Source organism: Prevotella sp. E9-3 (genome assembly GCF_022024015.1).
Taxonomy (GTDB): domain Bacteria; phylum Bacteroidota; class Bacteroidia; order Bacteroidales; family Bacteroidaceae; genus Prevotella.
Map to the genome: position 1 here is coordinate 1,466,574 of NZ_CP091786.1, position 18,438 is coordinate 1,485,011.

Genomic DNA, 18,438 nt, shown 5'->3' on the forward strand with positions numbered 1-18,438 from the left:
GTATAAAAAGTTTTTTTGTACTTCAATTTTATTTCGTACCTTTGCATGTATAAATTCAAGAGCGGTATAATTGCTCTTCATAAGGTTTAAACCAAAAGGAATAGTTTGATATTGAATATGAAAAAATCATTTTTGTTGTTAGTGCTTTTTTTGACGGTCGCACTTAGTAATTCGGTTGCTCAACAACTTGTTTTGAAAGATATAGTTAATGGCGCTTTTCGTGGTGAGGGTATGACTGCCATTACTCCTCTTGCCGGCAGCGACCAATATGCAGCTATCAGTGCTGATGGTAAGCAGATTATCAGCTATTCATTCAAGACGGGAAAGCAGTCTTCAGTATTGTTTGATGCGGCTAAGGCACGAGGCGCAAAAATTGAACGTGTAGATGGCTTTGTGATGAGCCCTGATTCAAAGCACATGCTGGTGCAAACTCAAACGAAATCAATCTATCGCCGTTCGTTTACAGCTGTTTACTATATTTATAATTTGGCTAACAACAAACTTGAGCCCTTGAGTGATGGAGGCCCCCAGCAAACTCCTGTGTGGAGTCCTGATGGTACGCAAGTGGCTTTCGTCCGTGACAATAATATACACTTGGTGAAATTGTTGTTCAATAACTCTGAGAGTCAAGTGACGAAGGATGGCAAAGCCAACGAGATTATTAATGGCATACCCGATTGGGTGAACGAAGAGGAGTTCTCGTTCAATTCTGCTATGACTTTCTCTGCTGACTCCCGCCAGATTGTTTGGGTTCGCTATGATGAGAAAGATGTTAAGGAGTATTCTCTTCAGCAGTTTCGTGGAGCGTATCCTTCTATCGATAGTCTGGCAACATATCCCGGTTTCTATTCATACAAGTATCCAAAGGCCGGTCAGCAGAATTCAAAGGTTAGTGTGTTGAGCTATGATATCAAAAGCCATCAGACAAGAAAGCTTGAACTGCCTCTTGACGCCGATGGTTATGTGCCTCGCATTATGCCTACAAGCGACCCGACGAAAGTTGCAGTGTTCACCTTGAATCGCCATCAAGACATACTTCGCGTGTATATGGCTAATCCGCTGAGTACTGTTTGTCAGTTGGCCATTGAGGATAAAGTAGATAAGTATATTAATGAAAATGTTTTTGCACAGGTTAAAATCACTGACAAGCATATTGTGCTGACAAGCGAACGTGATGGTTACAATCATATCTACCTCTATACGCTGACAGGACAGTTACAGCGTACTGTCTCAGACATTGTTATTCCAGGAGTCGTTGCAGAAGGTAAGCATACCGTTGTTACCGATGTGTATGGTTATGACGAACTGACTGGCGATTTGTATTTTGCCGCCTTACCCAACGGTCCTCTCAATCAGAAAGTCTTTGTATCGAGGAAGAATGGAAAGGTAGAATGCCTTACCGAAAAGGATGGATGGAATACTGCAGTGTTCTCTGGTGATTTCAAAAACTATATCAATACTTGGAACGATCTTAACACTCCTACGAAGATAACGCTCAGAAATGTTCAGGGAAAAGTAACTGCCACATTAGTGGATAATAAGGAGTTGACTGAGAAATATTCAATCTATGCCAAGGGAAAGAAAGAACTCTTTTCTTTCACCACTGGCGAAAATGTTGAACTCTATGGATGGATTGTAAAGCCTGAAAACTTTAATCAGCAGAAGAAATACCCCGTGGTGCTTTTCCAGTATGGAGGACCAGGAAGTCAGCAAGTGAAGAATACTTGGAACATCGGTATGAATGGGCAGGGAGCAATCCTTGAACAGTATATGGCTCAGCAAGGGTATATAGTTGTTTGTGTGGACAATCGTGGAACCGGAGGTAGAGGAGCACAATTTGAAAAGTGTACCTATCTGCGCTTGGGAGAAAAAGAGGCAAAAGATCAGGTGGAGACAGCCCTATGGTTAGGTCGTCAGAGCTTTGTTGATGCTAGTCGCATTGGCATATGGGGATGGTCTTATGGCGGTTGGAATACACTTATGTCAATGAGTGAGGGTAGAGGTGTTTTTGCTGCAGGAATAGCCATTGCTCCTCCTACAAGTTGGCGATTCTATGATACCGTTTATACTGAACGATTTATGCGTACTCCTGCTGAAAACAAACAGGGATATGATGAAGTAAACCCAATGGCTCGAGCCTCTCAGTTACATGGCGCTCTGTTACTCTGCCACGGACTTTGTGATGATAATGTACACTATCAGAATACGGCCGAATACGTTGAAACATTAGTACAGGCAGACAAGGACTTCAGACAATTGGTTTATACTAATCGTAATCACAGTATTTACGGAGGAAACACGCGCAATCATTTGTTCCGCCAGTGTATGAATTTCTTCGGAGAACATTTGAAATAAGTGGGCAAGAAAATGCTTTGTTGAAAAATTACTAACAAATATTACCATAACATGAAAAGACTAACATTACTACTACTATCAGTCCTGATCGTGGTTACATCGGTCAGTGCCCGTGCTAAGAGAAAGCGGTTTGAACCTGTACAGAAACTGCCAACTATCGAGATTATCACCAAGGTGAATGATTATTGGCAACAGCATCACAAGCCGCAAGTACGTTCGTTCTGGGATGAAGCAGCCTATCATACCGGAAATATGGAAGCCTATAGGCTTTTAGGAGTGGCAAGATGGAAAAACTACAGTGAAGATTGGGCCCGCCACAATAAATGGATGGGAGCACAGGGACAAGATCCTTCAAAGTGGAAATACAAAACTTACGGCGAAGGTCATGATTTTGTTCTTTTTGGGGATTGGCAGATTTGTTTTCAAACCTATCTCGATTTGTATGAACTTAATCCAGATCCATTCAAAATTAAACGTGCCATTGAAGTGATGGACACTGAAGTCCGTTCTAAAGAAAACGATTTTTGGTGGTGGGCTGATGCTCTTTACATGGTGATGCCTGTTATGACTAAGCTTTATAAGGCCACTGGCGAAGTGAAATATCTGGACAAGCTGTATGAAAATTTCCGCTGGGCAGATGAACTTATGTACGATAAGGATGAACAATTGTACTATCGTGATGCGAAATACATTTATCCTAAAGTGAAGACAGCCTGCAATGGAGGCAAAAGTTTCTGGGCACGTGGCGATGGATGGGTATTGGCCGGACTTGCCAAGGTTCTCAATGACATGCCGGCAGATTATAAACACCGTCCGTTTTTCGTACAACGTTTCCGTGAATTGGCTGAGGGAGTGGCTCGTGTTCAGCGTCCTGGCGGCTATTGGAGTCGTTCTATGCTTTGTGAAGAGGATGCACCAGGCCCTGAAACTTCAGGAACTGCATTCTTTACCTATGGTATGTTGTGGGGTATGAATCATGGACTGTTGGATCGCTCTGTCTATGAGCCCGTGGTCAGCAAAGCATGGACTTACTTGGTGACTACCGCTTTACAGGAAGATGGTAGTGTGGGTTTCGTTCAGCCTATAGGCGAGAAGCCAGATCCTACAAAAACTGTAGATGCTCATTCTCAAGCAAATTTTGGGGTGGGAGCTTTTCTCCTTGCAGCCTGCGAGAAAGTGCGTTTTGACGATAAATCGGTGGGTGCCAATTCTGCAGTAGCCAATAACTCTAAGTCCGTCAAGGTATCTGTTTCAAACAATACTGCCGATTTTATTCAGCAAGTTGTTGAACTTGATGCACAGACCATCTACAACAAGCTATCTATTCAGGGAGGTAGGCAGTTTGTCGTTTTTGATGAGGGTGGACTTGAAGTTCCCTATCAGTTGAGTTACGATGGAAAGGTGTTACTTGATGCTGGTGTACGTCCACATGGAAAACTCACGTTTACAATAAAGAAAGGTACCCCCAGAAATTATTCAACTGTTTGCTATGGCCGCGTTTACAATGAACGAAAGGATGACTATGCATGGGAAAATGATCGTGGGGCTTATCGTGTCTATGGACCTGCTTTGCAGCGTACTGGAGAACGTAGCTATGGTACTGATGTGTGGTCTAAAAATACGCCTGAATTAGTGGTTGAACAACGATATTGGATTGAAGATGTGGTTATGATGCCGGCTGTAGAAAAACTTCGTAAGGAGAATAGGCAGCGTGGTGACTCGCTCTATAGGTTGAATTCTTATCATAATGATCACGGGCGTGGCATGGACCTCTATAAAGTAGGAGCCACCCTGGGGTGTGGCACACCTGCACTGATGGTAAACGGAGAACTTCAATATCCTTACTGCTTTAAGACCGCAGAGATACTTGATAACGGGCCTATGCGTACTACGGTGCACCTGACCTATAATCCTGCAACTATTAATGGTGATACTGCTGTGGTGGAGCATCGTTATATACAATTAGACAAAGGCTCTAATTTTAATAAGGTGACAGTCTGCTACAATGGTCTCACAAAGCCTGTGAGTTTGGCTACAGGGTTCGTAATCCATTCTGAAGAAAAAGAGAATGTTGTATTGGCTAATAATTATCTTCTATATGCCGACCCAACAGACAATGTGCGTGTGAATAATTGTGTCTTGTATGTAGGAGTCATATTCCCTGATGGCCCTGTCGAGTCTAAAAAACTCCTTTTCGATCAGCCAAAAGGTGGTAATGAGGGGCATGCGTTAGGAATAAAAAATAGCTATCGTGGTGAAAACTTTACCTATTATTTTGGATCAGCATGGTCAAAATATGATGTACGCTCAATGGAGGAATGGAAACAGCGTTCTGCGTGGGCGTTGAAAACTATTGAAGAACCTTTGTTGGTAACAATTGGGGAATAGTACTAAAAATATAATAAAATATTTGGAAGTTTCGCGTTTTTTCTCTATTTTTGCAAAAAATAATGATAATATGCGAAGAAGGCTAATCATATTCTCAGGAATTATCTGTTTGACAGTTGCTTGTTTACAGGCTTCTCCAATGATGATGGAGATGGCAATGGGTGTAGCTGAACAGGTTGAGCCAGAGCGTGCAATCAGTATTGACGTAGAAGGTAATAAAGTAGATGTAAAGGGAGCGAGTGGAATGCTTCTTGAAGTTGTATCAATTACTGGACGTCAGGTGGCATCTTATAAAATCGAAGGGCCAGCTCAACAGGTGGAACTCAATGTGCCTAAAGGCTGTTACATTCTGAAGATTGGGAAGGTCGTAAGAAAAATAACTGTCCGTTGAGAATCTGAAATAGAACCTATGGAAGTACTGAGCGATCAGGAACTGAAGAAACTTCTCGCTGATTCAAAGACACAACGTAAGGGATTCGAGATAATGGTATGCCAATACAGTGAACAGCTGTATTGGCATATTCGTCGTATAGTGGTCACTCACGAGGATGCTAACGACGTTCTTCAAAATTCCCTTGTCAAGGCCTGGAATGGGTTAGATAGTTTTCATGGTGATTCGAAACTCATTACTTGGCTTATGCGCATAGTTATTAATGAGAGTCTTGATTTTATTCGTAAACAGAAACGTATTACTGAACTCAGCGTTGATAATGTAGATACAGGACTGGCTCAGCAGTTGATGGCCGACGATTATTTTGATGGTAATGAAACAGAGGCGCTGTTGCAAGAAGCGATAGCTCAATTGCCTGAAGTACAACGAACTGTGTTTACTTTGCGATATTTTGATGAAATGAAATATAGTGATATGAGTCGTGTCACAGGTACTTCAGAAGGAGCCCTTAAAGCTTCATATCATATAGCGGTAAAAAAAATACGTGACTTTTTTGAAGGTCATGATTAAACTATTACTATTTGAATACGTCAATAAAGAAAAATGTATATGACGAATGACGAGAAATATTTGAAAAAGCGCGTGGGAAATAGAAATCCTTATGGAGTCCCCGAAGGGTATTTCGAGCGTCTGACACCAGAATTGATGCAGCGCCTGCCTGAATACCCTGAACGCAAACTGAATATTGTCGAACCTAAGTTCGGTAGTAAGGTGCGCCCAATTATCATGCGTATGCGCCCCTTGCTATATACTGCAGCATCTCTTCTGATAGCAACATTCTGCATAGCAGTCTATTTTGACTCTAAAGATGCTGATAATACTCAGCAACTTTCAATACAAACGGAAACCTCTGATGCTTATTATGATGAAGTGGCCGACTATGCAATGGTTGACAACTATGATATTTATGCATGTCTTACAAGCGATTACTAATTATGGGAAAGAAATTTGCATTGATTGTCGCTCTATTTTCAATAGTAATTAGTTTAGCAGCTCAGAAAACTGAGAAGTTTTCTCCTGAAAAGTTTGAGCAGGAATTGCGCACCTATATTGAAAAAGAAGCAAAGCTAACTCAGCAAGAGTCTGAACGCTTTTTCCCTCTTTATAAAGAGATGAAAAAGAAGCAACGCGGATTGTTTAAGCGTCTGAAAGAAGCTGAGTTTGTTAAACCGCATACTGAAGATAGCTGTAAAAAAGTTGTTCAATATCGGGATTATCTTGAAGTAGAACTGAAACGTATTCAGCAGAACTATCATAATCGCTTCTTGGAAATTCTGCCAGCCTCTAAGGTTTACGACATAATTAAAGCTGAAGATAAGTTTCATAGGCATAAGTTGAAAGAGTGGGGAGGAAAGAGAGGTAAAAGACCCCAAAAGCACGATTAAATAAGCGGTTTGAGGAAAATGGAAAGCCTTTTCGGATGTTTTTAAGTGCTTTTCGTTAAAGAATGTTACTTACAGATTAATTCTTAATAGAACATTCTTATTTTCCGAAAAATGTTTGTACCTTTGCATCCGCAATCGAAAAAGGTACTCTGGTGCGTTAGTTCAGTAGGTTAGAATGCCTGCCTGTCACGCAGGAGGTCACGAGTTCGAATCTCGTACGCACCGCAACCTACATCGATAGCAAATTTAATGGACTGGTGCGTTAGTTCAGTAGGTTAGAATGCCTGCCTGTCACGCAGGAGGTCACGAGTTCGAATCTCGTACGCACCGCCAAAAATAAGCTCATCGGAAACGGTGAGCTTTTTTTGTCGTTAATAATGTTTTCGATGGAAGTGTACTTGGCATAAAGCCTGTGATTTGTTTGGCTCGAGTCGTTCTAGTAAGTTAGTCAAGAATGTGCTAAAGAAAACGTTTGTCTATTACAATCAAATATGAAAAGAAAATTATTACTTAGTTGCTTGCTTGTGTGTATTAATCTGGTTCTATTGAATGCACAGGATAATACCCGTAATCTTACACTTTATCATCAGTATAAGCCAGCAGAGATTAAAATGACAAATGGAAAGGTGGTGAAGACAGCCTTTGCAAATGTGTTTTTGAAAAATGCCTCCCTTCTTTTTAAACGAGGGGATGCTACGATGGAGGCCACGATGTCAACAATATCTACAGTTGATATAGGCAAACATCATTTTATAAATATTGATAATATGTTGGCTTGTGAAGTAGGGATTGTAGGAGTGAATAAGCTGTATTGTGTCACCTTGCTTGATTTGGACTCTTATAAAGCCATGCTTCGTAATGATGTGAATATTACGAATTTGTCTATTGGTGATCAACTAAGTTACACCACCATTGATCTTACTCCTACTGAAGGTATCGCTCTTCCTTTGATACGTCAATATTACTATTTGCTGGATGGAAAAATTGTGCGTGCGCATGAACGCGAATTGGTTAGAAGATTGCCAAAAGAAAAGAAGCGAATTTACAAAACCGTTATTTCAATGGATTCTTTCAGTTGGGTTGACGCGGAAAGTCTTCTGAAACTTTTGGAAGCTATTTCTGAATAGAATTCATTGTCCTGTTAAACTTTTTCGGAGTGTTCTGTCCTAATACAAATTATTTTTTATAATTTTGCGCTTCGTTATGAGGTACTTTATTACTTTGAGTTACGATGGAACATGTTTTCATGGATGGCAGATTCAGCCCAATGGTTCTTCTGTGCAAGAAGAATTACAGCGTGGACTTACTCTGCTATTAAGACATGATACTCCTATTACTGGCGCTGGTCGAACTGATGCCGGAGTTCATGCTCGAATGATGGTAGCTCATTTTGATACTGACGTGGTTTTTGATGCTAATCAGTTGGTATATAAACTGAATAAGTTACTGCGTCGTGATATCGCTATCCAAAAAATAGAACGGGTGTCTGATGATATGCATGCCCGTTTCTCAGCTACTAAGCGTACCTATTATTATTATATACATACTTGTAAGTCACCATTTGATCGTCATTATTCCTGTGAGATTCACTATCCGTTAGATTTTGAGAAAATGAATGAGGCAGCAAGTATATTGATGGAGTATGAGGATTTCGGAGCTTTCTGTAAGTCGCATGCTGATGTTAAGACCACTCTTTGTTGTGTGACAGAGGCACGGTGGCATCAGACATCTCCTACAACCTGGTATTTTGAAATTACAGCTAACCGCTTTTTGCGTAATATGGTTCGCGCTGTTGTTGGAACGCTTATTGAGGTGGGGCGTGGACGAATAACATTAGATGATTTTCGGCGTGTGATAGAAGGTAAACGGCGAAGTGATGCTGGTGAGTCTATGCCGGGGAATGCTCTTTTCTTGGAACGGATAGAATATTGATTGTTGTATTCTTAGAATGAATATCTTTTTGTAAATGTGGTTAGTTTTAGCATTTTTGTCGGCAACTTTATTGGGTGTCTATGATTCCCTGAAAAAGAAAGCCTTGAAGGATAACGCTGTTATACCTATTTTGTTTTTAAATACTTTATTCTCGTCTTTTATTTTTATTCCCTTTATCTTCCTAAGTAGAGAGACGCAACTGCTTGATGATACTGTCTTTTATGTTGGTTCTGGTGGATGGGAACTGCACAAGTATATCGTTTTGAAAGCATTTATTGTGCTGTCAAGTTGGATACTTGGCTATTTTGGAATGAAGCATCTCCCGCTAACAATAGTTGGTCCAATTAATGCAACTCGTCCAGTAATGGTGCTGATTGGTGCACTGTTGGTGTTTGGTGAACGTTTGAACGGTTGGCAATGGTTAGGTGTGTCATTGGCGGTGACTTCTTTCTTGCTTCTCAGTAAGAGTGGAAAAAAGGAGGGAATTGATTTTAAGCATGATCATTGGATTTATATGATCGTAGGAGCGGCTGTCTTAGGCGCTGTTAGTGGATTATATGACAAATATCTCATGGCTCCAGTCTCTGAAGGTGGGGTGGGGCTTGACCGTATGATGGTCCAGTCATGGTATAATATATATCAATGTGTACTGATGTTCTTTATGCTTGTTTTGCTATGGTGGCCTAAGCATAAGTTGACAACACCTTTCCATTGGGATTGGGCTATACTTGGAGTAAGCTTGTTCCTTTCTGTAGCCGATTTTATGTATTTCTATTCCCTTTCTCTTCCTACTGCAATGATTAGTATAGTAAGTATGGTTCGGAGAGGGTCGGTAGTGGTGAGCTTCTTGTTTGGGGCTCTTTTCTTCCGGGAAAAGAACTTAAAGGCTAAGGCTTTCGACCTCATTTTAGTGCTTTTGGGAATGGTGTTCCTCTACATCGGTAGTCGATAAAAATGAAAATAATAGACTTTTTTTATTGCTAATTCAAAAAATAGTTGTAAATTTACACCCAAATTATCAACAATAACTAAAAAATAAACAAAATCAGAGTAAAATGAAAGTATTGAAAAATTCATTTATCTGCCTTGGTGCAGCAGCACTGATGCTAGTTTCTTGCGATCCAAAACCTGTTTCTTCTTATTCAGGTCTTGATGCCGCAAAGTTTGATACTGTGATAAACGAAAAGCCTGTGAAGCTCTTCGTTTTGAAGAATCAGAATGGAATGGAAGTCAGCATCACAAACTTTGGTGCCCGTGTTGTATCGCTTATCGTTCCAGATCGCGATCGCAAGCCTACTGATGTCGTTTTGGGTTATGATAATATTGCACAATATGCAGACAGAGAAAACTCTCCCAGTGATTTTGGCGCCACTATTGGACGTTATGCAAATCGCATCAATCAGGGAAAGATCACTGTTGAAGGCGTAGAATATCAGTTGCCACAGAATAATTTCGGACATTGCCTGCATGGAGGTCCCACTGGTTGGCAGTATCAGGTTTTTGATGCTGAACAGATAGATGATCAGACACTGAAGTTGACACTTGTGAGTCCTGATGGCGACAATAATTTCCCCGGTACTGTAACTGCTGTGACTACTTATCGTGTTACTGATGACAATGTTCTTGATATTGTGATGGAAGCTACAACCGATAAGGAGACAGTTGTAAACATGACCAATCACTCTTATTTTAACTTGAACGGAACCCCCACTGAGCCTGCTATGGATATGGTAATGTATATTAATGCTGATACATTTACACCTGCAGATTCAACCTTTATGCCTACTGGCGAGATTCGTAGCGTTGAAGGAACTCCTATGGACTTCCGTATAGCTCATGCTATTCAGGATTCACTCCGCATGGATGATGAACAGGTTAAATTTGGCAACGGTTTTGACCACAACTGGATTCTGAATACTAATGGCGATGATACAAAAGTGGCTGCTTCACTCTATTCTGAAAAAACTGGTATTCTGTTGGAGGCTTTCACTAACGAGCCAGGTATGCAAGTTTATACAGGTAATTTCCAGGGTATCGGCGGCCAAGAAAATGTAGTGCGCAAGGGTGGCGTTAAGTATCCTCAGCGTCCTTCAGTATGCTTGGAGAGTCAGAAATATCCAAATTCTCCCAACCATCCTGAATGGCCTTCACCATACTTAAAGCCAGGCGAAACTTATCATAGCCATCTGGCATTCAAGTTCTCTGTGAAATAATAATAAATAGCTACTAACATACTTTTCAAAACATTATTAATAACTATGGATTGGAGTTCTCATGAATTTATATGGCTCGATTGGGTAGTTCTTGCTCTCGGCCTCTGTGGAGTTGTCGCTGCTGTATGGTATGCCATTTGGAAAGACAAGAAGGCTCAGCAAGGTGAAGATTCGTCAGCCTACCTTTTTGGAAAAGGCGAACCTTGGTATGTAATTGGCATGGCAATCTTTGCTGCGAATATTGGTTCTGAACACCTTGTAGGCCTGGCTGGTACTGGTGCAAAAGACGGCGTAGGAATGGCCCATTGGGAAATGCAGGGTTGGATGATCCTGATTCTTGGCTGGTTGTTTGTTCCTTTTTATCAGTTGCTGATTACCAAGATGGGCAAAATCATCACGATGCCCGATTTCTTGAAGTTCCGTTATACCCAGCGCACAGGATCATGGCTCAGTATCATTACTTTGGTTGCCTATGTGCTTACGAAGGTTTCAGTGACAGCTTTTACTGGTGGTATTTTCTTTAAGTTCCTTCTTGGTATTCCTTTCTGGTATGGTGCTATTGGCCTTATCGCCATTACTGCTGTGTTCACTGTCTTTGGTGGTATGAAGGGCGTGATGACCTTGTCAACCATTCAGACACCCATACTTATTATTGGTTCGTTCTTGGTTCTCTTCTTGGGATTGTCTGCTCTTGGTGATGGTAGTATCACAGAGGGTTGGGCTGCCATGATGGCCGCATGTAATGCAGCACACGATGGCTTCGGAACTACTCATATGTTCCATACCGATGTTGCAGATCCCATGTATCCGCAGTTCCCTGGCTATGTGGTTTTCTTAGGCGCTTCTATCATAGGCTTCTGGTATTGGTGTACTGACCAGCACATCGTTCAGCGTGTACTTGGTCAGGTGCCAGGCGAGGATAATAAAGACGTTATAGCTCGTGCACGTCGTGGTACCATTGCTGCCGGTTTCTTCAAGATCCTTCCTTGTTTTATGTTCTTGATTCCGGGTATGATTGCTTATGCCTTGTCACTCAAGACTGGTAGCGGTATTGAAATGGATATCACCAACCACGAGTCAACCGATGGTGCTTTCGCTATGATGGTGAAGAATATTCTTCCTGCAGGTATTAAGGGTATTGTGACTATTGGCTTTGTTTGCGCTCTTGTTGCTTCATTGGCAGCATTCTTTAATAGTTGTGCCACCTTGTTCACGGAGGATTTCTATAAGCCCATGAAGAAAGGTATGACCGAAGAACACTATGTATTCGTAGGTCGTGTGGCAACAGTGGTTGTTGTATTGCTTGGCCTTGCATGGATGCCTATCATGATGAATATGGGTAATCTGTATAGCTATCTGCAAGACATTCAGTCACTCATCGCTCCTGCCATGGTAGCAGTGTTCACTCTCGGTATCTTCTCTAAGAAAATTACCCCTAAAGCTGGTGAATGGGGACTTATCGGAGGCTTCCTTGTTGGTATGCTTCGTTTGGTAACCAATGTTATTACTGACTCTGGTAAAGCTGCCATGGATGGTGCTTTTTGGGAGAACACAGCTTGGTTCTGGCAGACCAATTGGCTCATTTTTGAGTGCTGGCTTTTAGTATTCATTATCGCATTGATGGTGGTCGTCAGCTTCTTCACTCCTGCACCTTCTAAGGCTCAGGTTGATGCTATCACATTTAGTGACGACTTCAAGAAGAGCATACGCGAAAGTTGGAACGTTTGGGATGTTCTTGGAACCTTGGTGGTTATCGGCCTTTGCGCATGCTTCTATGCTTACTTCTGGTAATATTTAATTTCCATAGAGTAGTAGATTACTGATTAGTGGTCTACTACTCTATAGAAACTTATCATTACTTTAGGTAAACAATTATTTTATTATACAAAAACGAAAAGATGACATTTTATAACGAACATTCCAAAGTCTGGGTATCAGTAGACTGTATCATTTTTGGCTTTGACGAGAATAAGTTAAAGGTGCTTATAGGCCGACGCCGGATGGATCCCGGACGTGGGGAATGGAGTCTCTACGGTGGTTTCGTTGGTTTAGACGAGAGTTTAGACGGTGCTGCCGAGCGAACATTGACAGAACTAACAGGTTTGCGCCATATCTTCATGCGACAGGTTGGAGCTTTTGGTAATGTGGATCGTGATCCAGGCGAACGCGTTATTTCTGTTGCCTATTATGCTCTTATCAACGTGAAAGATTACAGTGAGAATCTTCGTAAACAGTATGGTGTAGAGTGGGTTAATATAGGTGATCTTCCACAATTATATTCTGACCATAATGAGATGGTGATGAAAGCATGGAAGATGATGAAGCAGAAAATGAAGTCAGAGCCCATTGGCTTCCGTCTATTGCCTCAATTGTTTACCCTTACCCAATTGCAGCGTTTGTATGAGGCTGTGAGTGGTGAAGAGATTGACAAGCGTAACTTCCGTAAGCGTATTAAGGATATGGACTTTATTGAGAAGACCGAACTCATTGATAAGGTTACCTCAAAACGTGGAGCAGCTCTATATAGGTTCAATAAAAATGTCTATAATGAAGATCCAAACTTTAAACTCTAAGAAACTATGTTAGAAGAACTTAAGCAAAAAGTATTCAAGGCCAATCTTGACTTGGTAAAGCAAGGATTGGTAATATTTACCTGGGGCAATGTTTCGGGTATAGATCGTGAGAAAGGACTTGTAGTCATTAAACCTTCTGGCGTAAGTTATGATGAGATGAAGGCCGAAGATATGGTTGTAGTTGATTTAGAAAGCGGTAAAGTAGTAGAAGGTGATCTGAATCCTTCAAGTGATACTCCTACTCACTTAGTGCTATACAAGTCATTCCCTAATATTCAAGGCGTTGTTCATACACATTCTACTTATGCGACAGCATTTGCTCAGGCAGGTCGTGATATTCCCAATATTGGTACTACTCATGCCGATTATTTTTATAAGGATATTCCCTGTACCCGTGATATGACTAAAGCTGAAGTGGAAGGTCAGTACGAATTGGAAACAGGCAACGTTATTGTTGATGAGATTCTGAATATCCGAAAAATTAATCCTGATCACACCCCCGCTGTGCTGGTGAAGAATCATGGTCCTTTCTCTTGGGGTACATCACCCGATAATGCTGTCTATAACGCAAAGGTGATGGAACAGTGTGCCAAGATGGCTTTTGTTGCCTTTTCTGTGAATCCTGATCTGACGATGAATCCTCTTCTCATTGAAAAGCATTATAGTCGTAAACATGGTCCTAATGCTTATTATGGCCAAAAGAAGAAATAAGGTTTAGAATTAGTGACAATTGACACATTTTTTGTTGATACAATAATGATTATTGTTGATATATAAATTTGAACCAATAATATTAATAAATAAAGAGTGAAATTATAAGAAACTATTAACTAACAAAAATTATAACATTATGAAAGCATTTGATAATTTTGAAATTTGGTGGGTAACTGGAGCACAGCTTCTTTATGGAGGTGATGCAGTTGTTGCAGTTGATGGACATTCAAAGGAGATGGTAGATGGCCTGAATGCCTCTGGCAATATCCCTGTGAAAATTGTTTATAAGGGTACTGCAAACAGTTCTAAAGAAGTAGAACAGGTAATGTTGGCAGCCAATAATGAGGAGAAATGTATCGGTATCATCACCTGGATGCACACCTTCTCACCTGCTAAGATGTGGATTAAGGGCTTGCAGGCATTGAAAAAGCCAATGCTTCACTTCCATACACAATATAATGCTGAGATTCCCTGGGCAACGATGGATATGGACTTCATGAACTTGAACCAGTCTGCTCACGGTGATATTGAGTTTGGACATATCTGTACTCGTATGCGTGTTCCTCGTAAGGTTGTCTGTGGCTACTGGAAAGACGAGGCTGCTCAGAAGCAGATTGCCGTTTGGGCTCGTGTGGCTGCTGGTGTGGCCGATGCTCACAACGTTCGTTGCCTGATGTTTGGTATGAACATGAACAACGTAGCCGTTACTGATGGTGACCGCGTAGAGTTTGAACAGCGTTTGGGCTATCACGTAGATTACTATCCTGTTAGCTCTCTGATGGATTACTTTAAGAAGGTAACCGATGCTGAGGCTGATGAATTGGTTGAAGAGTATAAGAAGCTGTATACCATTAAGATAGATGAAAGTGGTGAAGCAGTTTATTGGGAGAAAGTGAAGAATGCCGCTAAGGCAGAAATTGCTCTTCGTCGAGTATTGAAGGATGAAGGAGCAACAGCTTTCACTACCAACTTCGATGACTTGGGCGATGCTGATATCGATGCTCCAGACTTCTGTGGCTTTGATCAGATTCCAGGTCTTGCTTCTCAGCGTCTGATGGAAGAGGGCTATGGCTTCGGTGCCGAAGGCGACTGGAAGACCGCTTGTCTGTATCGTACTCTTTGGGTAATTTCTCAAGGACTGCCTACAGGTTGTTCTTTCCTTGAAGACTATACACTTAACTTTGCTGGCGATCGTTCATCTTGTCTGCAGAGTCATATGTTGGAGGTTTGTCCGCTTATTGCTGTTGATAAACCAAAGCTGGAAGTTCATTTCTTGGGTATTGGTATTCGCAAGCAGCAGACTGCACGCCTTGTGTTCACTTCAAAGACTGGTCGTGGTATCAAGGCTACCGTTGTTGACTTGGGCAACCGCTTCCGCCTGATTTCTCAGGAGGTAGAGTGTATTGAGCCTAAGCCAATGCCTAATCTGCCTGTTGCTAGTGCTCTTTGGGTTCCACAGCCTACCTTTGAGATTGGCGCTGGCGCATGGATTCTCGCTGGCGGTACTCACCACAGTGCTTTCTCTTACGATATTACTGAGGAGTATTGGGAAGACTTTGCTGAGATGCTGGGAATTGAATATGTCAAGATTAACAAGGATACTAAGACTTATGAGTTCAAGCAGAACCTCCGCAACAACGAGGTTTACTTCATGCTCAATAAGGCTCTCCGTTAATACTATATGACTATGACAGCAAAGCAAACAATTGAATCAGGTAAAGCCATTCTCGGAATCGAGTTTGGCTCTACCCGTATTAAGGCTGTCCTCATCGATGAGGAGAATAAACCCATTGCCCAAGGTTCACACGAATGGGAAAACCAATTAATAGATGGCCTTTGGACTTATAGCACTGAGGCCATCTGGTATGGTCTGCAGGACTGCTATGCTGAGTTGCGTAAGGATGTACTGAAACAGTATGATTGTGAGATTGAAGCCTTGGCTGCTATCGGTTTCTCAGCCATGATGCACGGCTATATGGCTTTCAACAAGGATCATCAGATTCTTGTACCTTTCCGTACTTGGCGTAATACCAATACAGGTAAGGCTGCTGCAGCTCTGTCAAAACTTTTCAATTATAATATTCCTCTGCGTTGGAGTATCTCTCATCTCTATGAGGCAATCCTTGATAATGAGGAACATGTAAGCGATATCAAGTATTTGACAACACTTGCAGGCTATGTGCATTGGCAAGTTACAGGTCAGTTCGTTCTTGGAGTAGGTGATGCTTCTGGTATGATTCCCGTAGATCCCAAGACGAAGACCTACGATGCTACAATGGTGAAGAAGTTTGATGAGCTGATTGCTCCAAAGGGCTTCTCATGGAAATTGTTAGATATTCTTCCAAAGTCGCTCAATGCTGGTGAAGAGGCAGGCTTCCTTACTCCTGAGGGTGCCAAGAAACTTGACGTCAGTGGTCATTTGAAGGCAGGCATCCCTGTATGTCCTCCTGAGGGTGATGCTGGAACGGGTATGGTAGCTACCAATGCTGTAAAACAGCGCACTGGTAATGTAAGTGCAGGTACATCTTCATTCTCAATGATTGTGTTGGAGAAAGAGTTGTCTAAGCCTTACGAGCCTATTGACATTGTTACGACTCCTGATGGTTCTCTTGTTGCTATGGTTCATTGCAACAACTGCACCAGCGATATCAACGCATGGGTTGGTCTTTTCAAAGAGTATCAACAAATGTTGGGTGTGCCTGTTGATATGAACGAACTTTATGGCAAACTTTTCAATAAGGCCCTTGAGGGCGATGCTGACTGTGGTGGACTGATGGCTTACAACTACGTGAGTGGTGAGCCTGTTACTGGTCTTAGCGATGGTCGCCCATTGTTTGTTCGTTCTGCCAACGATAAGTTCAACCTTGCCAATTTCATGCGTAGCCACCTTTATGGCGCTATCGCTGTATTGAAGTTCGGTAATGACATTCTTTTGAAAGAAGAAAATGTTAAGGTTGACCGTATCACAGGTCATGGAGGCTACTTCAAAACTGCTGGCGTCGGACAGCGTATGCTGGCTGCTGCCTTGAACTCACCCATCTCTGTTATGGAGACTGCTGGCGAGGGCGGTGCTTGGGGTATTGCCCTGTTGGCCGGTTATTTGGTGAACAATGCTAAGCACCTTTCACTTGCTGACTATTTGGAGGAAGTCGTGTTTGCCGGAAATACTGGTACAAGCATTGAACCTACGGCCGACGATGTGGCAGGCTTTAACAAGTATATCGAGAACTACAAAGCCGGACTCGCTATTGAGCAGGCTGCTGTAGCTAGTAAAAAATAATATGAAAGAGAACTCATTAAACGTCTATCTAGATGAAATCGGTCAGTCCTCTCTTCTCTCAGAAGATGAGGAACGCCGACTTTCCATTCGTATCAAAAATGGTGATGAACGTGCCTTGAACAAATTGGTTGAGGCCAATCTTCGATTCGTGGTCAGTATAGCCCGTAATTATCAGGGGCGAGGACTTGCTGTCGATGACTTGATCAGCGAGGGCAATATCGGATTGATGAAAGCGGCCCGCAAATTTGATGGTGAGCGAGGATTACGCTTTGTAAGCTATGCTGTTGTGTTTGTTCGTCAGCAGATTGAGAAGGCTTTGCTTCAGGAAAGCGATGAAATGCGTGTGGAGAGTGCCCCAACAGGGGTTTCGCGTTCGGTCGATGCTCCTTTAGGTGGACGTGCCAATATGAGTCTCTTGTCAGTATTAACGGATGCTACTGCTCCTTTGGCCGATGAACGTGTATATAGCGCAGCCATTGCCGATGCCGTAGAATATGCTCTGCACACGCTCGATGAGCGAGAAAAAAAAGTGATTACCGCCTATTTCGGTATTGAGCAAGAACATCTTACTATGGCTGAGATAGCCTTTGATATGGGGCTGAAGCGTGAACGGATACGCCAGATTCGCGATCGAGGCCTGCGCCGATTGAAGAAAAATTACAAGCGGCGCTTGGCTGAACTTCGATAAGGAGCAGGCAGATTTAAGAGGAACACTCATATACAATGAAGTGTTCCTCTTTTTTTTGTGTTACTGATGAATTATTACTACCTTTGCAGAAAAATAGACAAGTATTAGAATAAAAGGTGCTTTGTGCACATTTCGTATAATATCTATGGCAAAAGAGCAGTCTTCACTCCGGGAGCGTCAACGAATCAATTTGAAGCAGCCGCGGCGGTATAAGGTTTATATTCACAACGATGATTTTACCACGATGGAATTTGTGGTGAAAATCCTCGTAGAAATATTTTTTAAGAGCGAAGCCGACGCCGAAGCGTTGATGCTTCAAGTACATCATTCCGACAAGGCTTTGGTTGGTATCTATAGTTACGATGTAGCTGTTTCGAAAGTCAATAAAGCAACAAGCATGGCTCGCGAATCGGGTTTTCCTCTTCGCTTGACCATTGAACCAGAAGAAGAATAGTAAGT

General features: G+C 42.0%; 17 protein-coding genes and 2 tRNA genes. All 19 read left to right on the forward strand.

What is annotated here, in order from left to right; translation table 11 throughout:
• Positions 1 to 117: 117 nt before the first annotated feature.
• Positions 118 to 2,355 (forward strand): S9 family peptidase, encoded by a 2,238-nt coding sequence (locus L6475_RS05245; protein WP_237823230.1) that lies wholly within the window; start codon positions 118 to 120, stop codon positions 2,353 to 2,355.
• Between the two features lie 51 nt (positions 2,356 to 2,406).
• Positions 2,407 to 4,743, forward strand: a complete 2,337-nt coding sequence (locus L6475_RS05250) for a DUF4861 family protein (RefSeq protein WP_237823232.1) — start codon at positions 2,407 to 2,409, stop codon at positions 4,741 to 4,743.
• Positions 4,744 to 4,813: 70 nt separating this feature from the next.
• A complete protein-coding gene (locus L6475_RS05255) occupies positions 4,814 to 5,134 on the forward strand; it encodes a T9SS type A sorting domain-containing protein (RefSeq protein ID WP_237823235.1) in 321 nt (106 codons plus the stop codon).
• An 18-nt stretch (positions 5,135 to 5,152) separates the two neighbouring features.
• Positions 5,153 to 5,704, forward strand: a complete 552-nt coding sequence (locus L6475_RS05260) for an RNA polymerase sigma factor (protein ID WP_237823238.1) — start codon at positions 5,153 to 5,155, stop codon at positions 5,702 to 5,704.
• A gap of 33 nt (positions 5,705 to 5,737) precedes the next feature.
• On the forward strand, positions 5,738 to 6,127 hold the full coding sequence (locus L6475_RS05265; protein ID WP_237823241.1) for a hypothetical protein: 390 nt from the start codon (positions 5,738 to 5,740) through the stop codon (positions 6,125 to 6,127).
• 2 nt (positions 6,128 to 6,129) lie between these two features.
• Positions 6,130 to 6,579: a hypothetical protein gene (locus tag L6475_RS05270; protein ID WP_237823244.1), complete on the forward strand. Its 450-nt coding sequence runs from the start codon at positions 6,130 to 6,132 to the stop codon at positions 6,577 to 6,579.
• 151 nt (positions 6,580 to 6,730) lie between these two features.
• Positions 6,731 to 6,804, forward strand: a tRNA-Asp gene (locus L6475_RS05275).
• A 31-nt stretch (positions 6,805 to 6,835) separates the two neighbouring features.
• Positions 6,836 to 6,912 (forward strand) — tRNA-Asp (locus L6475_RS05280).
• Positions 6,913 to 7,070: 158 nt separating this feature from the next.
• Positions 7,071 to 7,706 (forward strand): hypothetical protein, encoded by a 636-nt coding sequence (locus L6475_RS05285; protein ID WP_237823247.1) that lies wholly within the window; start codon positions 7,071 to 7,073, stop codon positions 7,704 to 7,706.
• Between the two features lie 76 nt (positions 7,707 to 7,782).
• A complete protein-coding gene (truA, locus tag L6475_RS05290; protein WP_237823250.1) occupies positions 7,783 to 8,511 on the forward strand; it encodes a tRNA pseudouridine(38-40) synthase TruA in 729 nt (242 codons plus the stop codon).
• A gap of 34 nt (positions 8,512 to 8,545) precedes the next feature.
• Positions 8,546 to 9,463 carry a DMT family transporter gene (locus L6475_RS05295; protein ID WP_237823253.1) on the forward strand — a complete coding sequence of 306 codons (918 nt, stop codon included), beginning with the start codon at positions 8,546 to 8,548 and terminating at the stop codon, positions 9,461 to 9,463.
• Positions 9,464 to 9,566: 103 nt separating this feature from the next.
• Positions 9,567 to 10,724 (forward strand): aldose epimerase family protein, encoded by a 1,158-nt coding sequence (locus L6475_RS05300; RefSeq protein ID WP_370641660.1) that lies wholly within the window; start codon positions 9,567 to 9,569, stop codon positions 10,722 to 10,724.
• 45 nt (positions 10,725 to 10,769) lie between these two features.
• The gene (locus tag L6475_RS05305; protein ID WP_237823257.1) at positions 10,770 to 12,515 is read left to right on the forward strand and encodes a sodium:solute symporter; all 1,746 of its coding nucleotides are present in this window, start codon (positions 10,770 to 10,772) and stop codon (positions 12,513 to 12,515) included.
• Between the two features lie 107 nt (positions 12,516 to 12,622).
• On the forward strand, positions 12,623 to 13,297 hold the full coding sequence (locus L6475_RS05310) for an NUDIX domain-containing protein (protein WP_237823260.1): 675 nt from the start codon (positions 12,623 to 12,625) through the stop codon (positions 13,295 to 13,297).
• A gap of 6 nt (positions 13,298 to 13,303) precedes the next feature.
• Positions 13,304 to 14,008 carry an L-ribulose-5-phosphate 4-epimerase gene (locus tag L6475_RS05315; RefSeq protein ID WP_237823263.1) on the forward strand — a complete coding sequence of 235 codons (705 nt, stop codon included), beginning with the start codon at positions 13,304 to 13,306 and terminating at the stop codon, positions 14,006 to 14,008.
• 139 nt (positions 14,009 to 14,147) lie between these two features.
• Positions 14,148 to 15,686 (forward strand): L-arabinose isomerase, encoded by a 1,539-nt coding sequence (gene araA, locus L6475_RS05320; protein ID WP_237823265.1) that lies wholly within the window; start codon positions 14,148 to 14,150, stop codon positions 15,684 to 15,686.
• Positions 15,687 to 15,692: 6 nt separating this feature from the next.
• Positions 15,693 to 17,291, forward strand: a complete 1,599-nt coding sequence (locus L6475_RS05325) for a xylulokinase (protein ID WP_237823268.1) — start codon at positions 15,693 to 15,695, stop codon at positions 17,289 to 17,291.
• Position 17,292: 1 nt separating this feature from the next.
• Positions 17,293 to 17,979, forward strand: a complete 687-nt coding sequence (locus L6475_RS05330; protein WP_237823271.1) for an RNA polymerase sigma factor RpoD/SigA — start codon at positions 17,293 to 17,295, stop codon at positions 17,977 to 17,979.
• A 145-nt stretch (positions 17,980 to 18,124) separates the two neighbouring features.
• A complete protein-coding gene (locus tag L6475_RS05335) occupies positions 18,125 to 18,433 on the forward strand; it encodes an ATP-dependent Clp protease adaptor ClpS (protein ID WP_237823274.1) in 309 nt (102 codons plus the stop codon).
• Positions 18,434 to 18,438 lie beyond the last annotated feature (5 nt).